Annotated in this window: 11 protein-coding genes; 5 read left to right on the top strand and 6 right to left on the bottom strand. The window is 33.9% G+C overall.

Going from position 1 to position 7,642, the window contains the following annotated elements:
* The first annotated feature begins 930 nt into the window (after nt 1–930).
* The 3 genes from repM to NI462_RS14400 are packed head-to-tail and all read left to right on the top strand — an operon-like array spanning nt 931 to nt 2,605.
* Nucleotides 931–1,881 carry a replication initiation protein RepM gene (repM, locus tag NI462_RS14410; RefSeq protein WP_253161180.1) on the top strand — a complete coding sequence of 317 codons (951 nt, stop codon included), beginning with the start codon at nt 931–933 and terminating at the stop codon, nt 1,879–1,881.
* Nucleotides 1,874–2,449, top strand: coding sequence for a plasmid replication DNA-binding protein (locus tag NI462_RS14405; protein WP_253161179.1), 576 nt, complete (start codon nt 1,874–1,876; stop codon nt 2,447–2,449). Before repM ends, NI462_RS14405 begins: the two co-directional genes overlap by 8 nt.
* Nucleotides 2,450–2,461: 12 nt before the next feature.
* Nucleotides 2,462–2,605, top strand: coding sequence for a hypothetical protein (locus NI462_RS14400; RefSeq protein ID WP_164836615.1), 144 nt, complete (start codon nt 2,462–2,464; stop codon nt 2,603–2,605).
* Between the two features lie 173 nt (nt 2,606–2,778).
* Here the strand turns inward: NI462_RS14400 and NI462_RS14395 are convergent, their stop codons facing one another.
* The gene (locus NI462_RS14395; RefSeq protein ID WP_076755242.1) at nt 2,779–3,102 is read right to left on the bottom strand and encodes a hypothetical protein; all 324 of its coding nucleotides are present in this window, start codon (nt 3,100–3,102) and stop codon (nt 2,779–2,781) included.
* A 105-nt stretch (nt 3,103–3,207) separates the two neighbouring features.
* Here NI462_RS14395 and NI462_RS14390 point away from each other — a divergent pair, with 105 nt between their 5' ends.
* Entirely contained in the window at nt 3,208–3,630 is a 423-nt protein-coding gene (locus NI462_RS14390; protein WP_157759225.1) for a hypothetical protein, read from the top strand.
* The gene (locus tag NI462_RS14385; protein WP_005407416.1) at nt 3,627–3,953 is read left to right on the top strand and encodes a hypothetical protein; all 327 of its coding nucleotides are present in this window, start codon (nt 3,627–3,629) and stop codon (nt 3,951–3,953) included. Before NI462_RS14390 ends, NI462_RS14385 begins: the two co-directional genes overlap by 4 nt.
* A gap of 546 nt (nt 3,954–4,499) precedes the next feature.
* On the opposite strand, the gene nadS is transcribed toward NI462_RS14385, so the two are convergent.
* From nadS to NI462_RS14360, 5 genes are all read right to left on the bottom strand, one after another.
* On the bottom strand, nt 4,500–4,772 hold the full coding sequence (nadS, locus tag NI462_RS14380; RefSeq protein WP_004641921.1) for a NadS family protein: 273 nt from the start codon (nt 4,770–4,772) through the stop codon (nt 4,500–4,502).
* A complete protein-coding gene (locus NI462_RS14375) occupies nt 4,765–5,085 on the bottom strand; it encodes a type II toxin-antitoxin system RelE/ParE family toxin (RefSeq protein WP_016807108.1) in 321 nt (106 codons plus the stop codon). The genes nadS and NI462_RS14375 overlap by 8 nt, the downstream gene beginning before the upstream one ends.
* A 105-nt stretch (nt 5,086–5,190) precedes the next feature.
* Nucleotides 5,191–5,781 (bottom strand): hypothetical protein, encoded by a 591-nt coding sequence (locus NI462_RS14370; RefSeq protein WP_253161177.1) that lies wholly within the window; start codon nt 5,779–5,781, stop codon nt 5,191–5,193.
* A gap of 17 nt (nt 5,782–5,798) precedes the next feature.
* Entirely contained in the window at nt 5,799–6,752 is a 954-nt protein-coding gene (locus tag NI462_RS14365; protein WP_253161175.1) for a hypothetical protein, read from the bottom strand.
* Between the two features lie 153 nt (nt 6,753–6,905).
* Nucleotides 6,906–7,274 (bottom strand): plasmid mobilization protein, encoded by a 369-nt coding sequence (locus NI462_RS14360; RefSeq protein WP_253161173.1) that lies wholly within the window; start codon nt 7,272–7,274, stop codon nt 6,906–6,908.
* Nucleotides 7,275–7,642: the final 368 nt, after the last annotated feature.

The raw sequence follows: 7,642 nt of genomic DNA, 5'->3' as shown, positions 1-7,642 counted from the left end.
TAGAAATTCCTAGAAATTCCTAGAAATTCTCAAATATTCCTAAAAAATCTTAGATAATCCCACTTATTAAAAATCTATGATGAAGTAAAAAATAAATCATAGTTGGACGTCACCAAATTAAAAGATACGTTCTTCAATCAAAAGAAAAGATCCTCGCAATGCACGAATATGCATATCCCCCTAATGAAATTAATGCGGAAAAAAAGAAAACGTAAAAAGAAATAGAAAGACAGGAGATCAATTCAAATCTTCAGTTAATGAAATGACCAATGCTGAGAGGAATTTAGAGAAACTAACAGAGAGAAAGCCTAAATTTTTTTATGATCCCCATACAGAATGTAAAGACTTTATCTAATCCCTGTAAAAATTTAGCTTTTAAATGCACTCATTTGCGATTTAAGCTCAAATTCACACTGGAAGGTACAGAACGAGTGTCTACGAGTGAAATCGCTGAAATTCGCGCTTAGACTCTCTGAAAAACAGCTTTTTAGGCTTTGAAGCCTAAATAAGCGTAAATCACATGCAGAAAATTGAGTCTAGATCGAGCGTAGCGAGTAAAAAAGCTCTATGAGCGAAGCGAATTCATCGTGCTTTTGCTTTTTATTGAAGTCACAACGAGATGAGCCAAAAAATTGCCCCGACGAATCGAGCGAAAGCGAGATTCAATAGAGTTTGAGCGTAGCGAAAACCAAGGGCAATTTTTCCTTGCCTGGGCTTTTAATTATTTTAAAGTTTTTAAATACTTTTAGATGGCTCGAAAACCTTATGAATAAAGGGTTTCAGCTCTTATATGTCCACGTTTACCTTGCAATATGTCCACGTTTACCTTGCAATATGTCCACGTTTACCTTGCAATATGTCTACGTTTACCTTGCATTAGTACACAAATAATATTAACGTGTACTTATACACAATAAAAAAATAGTGGCTATGAGAGATTTAGTTGTAAAAGACAATGCCTTAATCAACGCAAGCTATAACTTAGACTTAGTAGAACAACGTTTAATTTTATTGGCTATTGTTGAAGCAAGGGAAAGTGGGAAAGGGATTAATGCAAATGATCCATTAGAAGTTCATGCAGATAGTTATATCAATCAGTTTGGTGTGCACCGTAATACAGCTTATCAAGCCTTAAAAGATGCTTGTAAGGATTTATTCGCGCGTCAATTTAGCTATCAAGAGAAAAAAGCTAATGGGAATATCCGAAATGTTATGAGTCGTTGGGTATCTCAGATTGCTTATAACGACAATGAAGCAACTGTAGACTTAATATTTGCACCTGCTGTTGTTCCCTTCATAACCAGACTGGAAGAGCAATTTACTAAATATGAATTACAGCAAGTTAGTAGTCTTAGTAGCGCTTATGCCATTCGCTTATATGAACTTCTAATTCAGTGGCGAAGCGCTGGTAAAACCCCAACCATAGAACTACAAGAATTTAGAAAGAAGTTAGGCGTTCTTGATAATGAATATTTACGGATGGCTCATTTAAAAGAGCGTGTTTTAGAGCTTTCAATTAAACAGATAAATGAGCATACGGATATAACTGTAAAATATGAACAGCATAAAAAAGGTCGATCAATTTCAGGTTTTTCTTTTACGTTTAAACAGAAGAAAAAGGATAATCCATCAATAGAAAGAGATCCGAATACCTTAGACCTTTTTTCAAAGATGACCGATGCTCAACGGCATATGTTTGCAAACAAACTTTCAGAACTCCCTGAAATGGGTCGCTATTCACAAGGAACTGAAAGCTATCCTCAATTTGCTGTTCGTATTGCTGAGATGCTACAAGACTCTGAAAAAATCAAAGAACTAGCCCCATACCTAAAAAAAGTGGGATACATGCCATCAAATAAAAAGGAAACAGTAAATGGCTAAGTTATCGCTAAGTGAAGTATCTAAAAAATTTCATATTGATAGGTCAACCATTTACAGAGCTGTACGTAATGGGCGTTTATCACGCTCTAGTGATGGTCAATTTGACCTTTCGGAAGTGATTAGATGCTTTGGGGAGCCTGAGCAAACATCTCAACAAATTGAATCTTCTACATCAGATAGCGATGAATCTACAAAAAAACTCATTATTCATTTAGAAAATGAAGTTAAAAAATACCAAGAACGTGAAGAGCGTTTAATGCAGCAAATCGACCGTATGCAGACACTTATTGAGTTAAAAACTGTTGCACCCGCCACGGCAGCGCCACAACAAGATGCTACGGCATGCGACACCGATATGCCACAGCATGCGACAACACAACAAGACAATGATAATAAAAAGAATAATGAATTAAATATTGTAGAAAATGTGGCAGTGCCACAACAAGAAACTACAGCATACCACACCCAAACGCTACAGCATGCCACGTTGCAAAATGTGGCAGTGCCACAACCTAAAAAACGTGGCTTATTTGGCCGTGTGCTGAATGCTGTTTTTGAGAATGACTAAGGGAGAGAGATCATGCCGAAACTGAAAGACATTGCCCTGGGCATTATTGTGGCCCCGCTGCTGATCCCGATTATGCTGATTGCAGCATACCAGGATAAAAAGGCACTCAAAAAAGAGCTGAATGAACGCCAAAAAGAAAAAGACCAGGCATCCTGATTATTCAATTGAGCTAATCAAAAGTGTGGAACATTGATGAAATAATAGGCGTGGAACGTGAAAAGTCATAAAAAAAGCCCAATCGGGTGTGATTGGGTTATCAACTAGAAACTACAGCATTGATTTCTATAGATAATTATAACGCATTTCGTATAAGGTGTATTATGTTAATTTTAGAAAATCTGTTTTAGTTTGTACCTTTTCAAAATTATGTAAAAAGCAAATAAAATACTTATCCAGAACAAATAATCAAAAATAAAATATAAGAAGATAAATTGATCTATTCCTATAATAATATTTAAAGGATCTAGCGCTATACTCCCACCTGGAGATACTTCACCATCTACTAAAAACTGTAAGGGAAATCCTCCTCCAATGACTTTAACTTTTTCAAGCTTGTCTACAACTATACGATCCACCAATGTATATTTCTGATAAAACAAAGATAAATAAGTAAAAATAAAAGATAAGCAATTGAAGTATAAAAATTTTTTCATAATTTTCTCCCATATATCTACTAATTTTAACAATTTTTAATCAGAGCCTTTTGGAATAATTTGCTTTAATTTCTCTATTATTATTTTCTCAAAAATTCCTTTAATATGAAAAGATTAGAATTTATTTTATTAATTTTTCTTGCAGCCTGTAGTCCAGTTACAGAAAAAATTGAATCAAATATAGTTGTTCCACGTATTCACTATACAGGGGGAGCAGATAATGCAAGTTATAGTGAGGCTAAGCTCATTAGGGAAGGTAAATGCTTATATCTAGAACATGCTGATGGCTCTAAAGTTCTGCCAATTTTTGCTACGAAAACTATAGATTGGAATATAGAAACTAAGAGCTTAAAAGTAGATTCAGACACTTATTTTTTAGGTGATAAAGTAGCATATGGAGGAGGCGGCTCCTATCCTCTAGAAAAAAATAATTATTCTTGGATAACTGAAGTAGATCATGGCTGTGATACCTCACAAGTTATAGTTATTAATAAACTCATAAGACCAATTGAAGAACTACCAAAATGAAGAATAGCCTATTTTACTGTCTTACATTAGTTCTACTTATAGGATGCCAGCCATTTGAAAAAAATGGATATATTTTTATTAAAAATCAGACTGATTATCCAATTACAGACCTTAAAGTAACTTATATTAGTGCTCAAAAAACTTATAGCTTAGGTACTCTTTATCCTTATTCAGAATATAAATACGCCATCAATTACGAGCAGCACAATGAGGATTCAATAATCTTTTCATATTTAGATAAAAATCATAAAAAGATTAATCAAGAAGTAGCTACATATGCAGCCAAATATGATAGGAAAAGTTATGAAATAGTTATTCAATAGAATATAAATTACAATTACTAATTGAACGAAAAAACTTCAATTTGAAATTTCAAAAACTTGATTTTTCCACTAAATAACTATCCATTTAACATAATGGCGGTTATACGCAATACACTTGTATATTAAATTAAATATCAATATCTTAAAAATTTACACCAAACCCTAAAATCCATAAAAAGCCGATTTTGAAACAAGTCGTCTTTTTTATGAGCGGTTTTGATACTTCTTGCCAATAAAATTGTTTAAAAAATAGTCAATTTTGAGGTTTTTTAAATTTTATCAATGCCTCAATGTCCAAAATTATCCACATTTTTTGTGGATAAAATTTAGGCTATTTTGTACGCCCTGGCTCACATCAATCTCGGCCCTTTGCTGCTATGCCAGATAGTGGAAATTTCATATGATGTGCACATAGAGAGCAGGAAGCTCCATACAAGAATAACAATAGATAAGCACAAGGACTGTAAGGTACGACAGGAGTTATACCGAGCGAACCAATACGGAAAACCCCGGCAGGATGCCGGGGTTTTTTATTATCTAAACTTCTTAAATTAAAGTGGGGTGAGCATCTAGAATACGAATTAAAGTCGCTGCAGGACCAGTCGGATAGCGACGGCCTTGTTCCCAGTTTTGCAGGGTTCTCGCACTGATATGCAAACGTGCAGCAAACTCTGCCTGAGTTAAGCCAGTTTTCTCACGTACTTCTTTGATATCTGGTAATTCAAGCTCAGTCACTCGACTGGCCTTTATCTCATTACGTTTGATGGCTCCAGCTTCTTTAATTGAAGCAACCAGGTCATCAAATAAGTTGTTATCCATGAAATTGCTCCTTTACTAATTGACGCAGGATCGAGGTTTCTTTGTCTGTCAGATTATCTTTGACAGACTTTGGATAAGCCACCAGAAAGAAGATCTGATCATCTTCTGTGACCCAATAATAGATCACCCGGATACCGCCACTTTTGCCTTTATTGCCCTGAGCACAACGTACTTTACGTATTCCACCACCATTCTTGATCAAGTCGCCCCTATCAGGCTGTACCAAGAGATCTTGCTGGAGCTGACGATACTCTTCATCACTCACAAGCTCTTTAATTTGCTTGGTAAAAATACTGGTTTCAATGAATAACATGGATGTAAGTACGTCAATGGCGTATAAGAATTTTAGCAGTTCTAGAACAAAAAAACGAGAGTCTATGGCTCTCGTTTTTTTATAATCCGTATTAATTAACTTTAGCTATAGATCTCTTTCTACATAGTCTTTCTTTGAAGGATCAGATTCTTTTTCAGAATTTTCAGGTTTTACCGTTAATAAAGTATGAATACGCTTTAAAATCATTAAGATATTCAGCGTAGTTAACCCTAATAAAATAATAATAATAGGATTGAAAAAATAGTCAGAAACTAAAATATTAAATTCTGAGCGTAGCTCTTCATAACTTAAAAGCTGAGAATAAAATAAGCATGCAACTACTAGTAACAGTGCACAAATGATAGAAAAAGAAATGTTAGAATAAAGCTCAAATAATAAGTCTTTCCTAACATTATATAAAGGTACTAGTTTCTGGTCCTTATCAAACAATTCTTTCTTTTCATCTAACTTAGATTCTTGATCAAAAATTAGGACTAATAAGGATAAAAGTAGGGCTGTAAAAATTGAGCCAAAACTAACTAATAGAGATAAAGTATCACTAGCTAAATTAATTTCAAGAACATGAGCAAGGATGGCTAATAGAATAGGAAAGCCAAAAAAACTTAGCTGATCTCTAGCCGTTAAAGTCTCTCTATGAGAACAACAAATATCAGAAATACTTATCTTATTACTCATAACAGTACCTCATTTTACTAGTCAGCATATATATCAGATGAAAATTCATCCGCCACGTCAAATGCCCAACTTTTTAATTCATCTAAAGTAGGTAAATGATTTTCTTCTAGTTCTTTTGGACACAACACTTCACATAGAACATTACTAATACCATTACCGATTTTAAATGTTCTTTTTTTCCCATTTAATTCAAATACGGTTTTTATCTCAGAACAGTTTTCCATGAGTAGCTCAACAGCTTGTAATTTTTTTGAAGGTTTATCAGTTTTTAACTTATATGCAAGTTCTGAAAGCTTTCCAAAATTTCCACCTTTAAGTTCTGGCTTTAACACAAGAACAGCATTAGGTTGTTCTTTATAACCAAGTTCCTTAAGAGTATCGTTAATATCATCTTGTGGTACAAAACGATTTAATCTAATTTCCTTTGCTACAGAATTAGCCCAAGCCTTCATTGCACCATCATATGATAAGGGCGTCATAGATACTGTAAGCTTTATTAAAGGCTTACTAAAAGCTAGAAACTCATCATGAAATGTTGTTTTGACTCCATTACCATTAAAGTTATGCAATAGAACTAAACCATGTGCCTGTGGCTGTGGAAGTTTTATATAAAAAAAGTGCCTAGTAATTTCTGCATTTTCTATCTTTCTAACAAATTCTACGTCTGAACTGTCAATATTAATAAGCTCTTTTTCTAATCCATATTCCCCTTCCAAGAACCAACCATAGATGATACGCTCCTTATCTATAACTTTAACATCATGAAATTTATAAACTTTTCTTCTTTTTTCATCGACAGTTTTTATGAAATTATTTTTGTGAGCAGTCATGAAATCTAGAAAGATTTGGAATAAATCTTTTCCATAAATATCATGCAATAATGCATTAGCACCTTTCTTAGTTTTTTTCTTAATAGTGACCTCTCTTAATGGATCATAAACTCTAAGTAAATAAGGTGTTAAAGAATGCATATATCCCCCTGATATTCTAGTAAAAATAAATAACTTGTCTTATATATTAAAAGTTAAAAGACTTCATTTGATTTTTTTCTTACATAAGTATTATTTAACATAAAATCTCATATACGAAAGTCAGTTGTAAGCCCCAAATAGAAATGTCCTGTCTTAAAATTTGATCTTGGATCGGACTTTTGAAATGAACAAATCAATCGAATTTTGATTCCTGGAAAAGTCCAGCAGCAAGCCATTCACCCTGGATCTGATCTCTTTCGGATCAGTCAGCTCACCACTCATGAGGTTTTTAAGCAAACCGCCCACTTTATTCAGATCCGCTTTCAGACTGCGGATCTCCTGGATGGTTTTTATATCCGTTAGACTTTTCGGCTGATAGCCCAAACCCAAATCACGTAAATATTGAGAATTAGATAAATTGGCGTCTTTGGCCCTGGATTCGATCATCAATTTTTCTTCTTCAGTCACCACGACTTTAATCGTTTTTTGGCGTATTCGTTTTGGCTTTTTCTCATCAGACATTTTTCTAATTCCTTATCACAATACAGTTTGGCTGTGCCAAAAGCTCCGCAGGACAAGATGCCACGTTGAGCTTGAAAAGCGAATAAGAGGAGGTAATGGTGTGCTAATCATGCTTGCATGTTGGCCAACATTACACATCTTGCCTACTTTACCCTTAAGTACTTTCTTAAAAATTCTTAAATATTCTTAAATATTCTTAAAAATCGACTATCTAAACAGGCCTAAAAGCCTAAATTCCACGTATTCTTAAATATTCCTAGAAATTCTTAGAAATTCCTAGAAATTCCTAGAAATTCCTAGAAATTCTCAAATATTCCTAAAAAATCTTAGATAATCCCACTTATTAAAAATCTATGATGAAGTAAAAA

The organism is Acinetobacter lwoffii (assembly GCF_024129715.1).
GTDB classification, from domain to species: Bacteria; Pseudomonadota; Gammaproteobacteria; order Pseudomonadales; family Moraxellaceae; genus Acinetobacter; species Acinetobacter lwoffii_U.
The sequence above is the reverse complement of the archived record's forward strand: the minus strand, read 5'-3'. Positions and strand labels throughout refer to the sequence as shown.

Bases quoted from the DNA above. Each gene is read 5' to 3' on its own strand.
- NI462_RS14365 (WP_253161175.1), bottom strand. From the start codon at position 6,752: ATGCATTCTTTAACACCTTATTTACTTAGAGTTTATGATCCATTAAGA.
- NI462_RS14370 (WP_253161177.1), bottom strand. From the start codon at position 5,781: ATGAGTAATAAGATAAGTATTTCTGATATTTGTTGTTCTCATAGAGAG.
- repM (WP_253161180.1), top strand. From the start codon at position 931: ATGAGAGATTTAGTTGTAAAAGACAATGCCTTAATCAACGCAAGCTAT.
- NI462_RS14395 (WP_076755242.1), bottom strand. From the start codon at position 3,102: ATGAAAAAATTTTTATACTTCAATTGCTTATCTTTTATTTTTACTTAT.
- NI462_RS14405 (WP_253161179.1), top strand. From the start codon at position 1,874: ATGGCTAAGTTATCGCTAAGTGAAGTATCTAAAAAATTTCATATTGAT.
- NI462_RS14375 (WP_016807108.1), bottom strand. From the start codon at position 5,085: ATGTTATTCATTGAAACCAGTATTTTTACCAAGCAAATTAAAGAGCTT.
- NI462_RS14385 (WP_005407416.1), top strand. From the start codon at position 3,627: ATGAAGAATAGCCTATTTTACTGTCTTACATTAGTTCTACTTATAGGA.
- NI462_RS14360 (WP_253161173.1), bottom strand. From the start codon at position 7,274: ATGTCTGATGAGAAAAAGCCAAAACGAATACGCCAAAAAACGATTAAA.
- NI462_RS14400 (WP_164836615.1), top strand. From the start codon at position 2,462: ATGCCGAAACTGAAAGACATTGCCCTGGGCATTATTGTGGCCCCGCTG.
- NI462_RS14390 (WP_157759225.1), top strand. From the start codon at position 3,208: ATGAAAAGATTAGAATTTATTTTATTAATTTTTCTTGCAGCCTGTAGT.
- nadS (WP_004641921.1), bottom strand. From the start codon at position 4,772: ATGGATAACAACTTATTTGATGACCTGGTTGCTTCAATTAAAGAAGCT.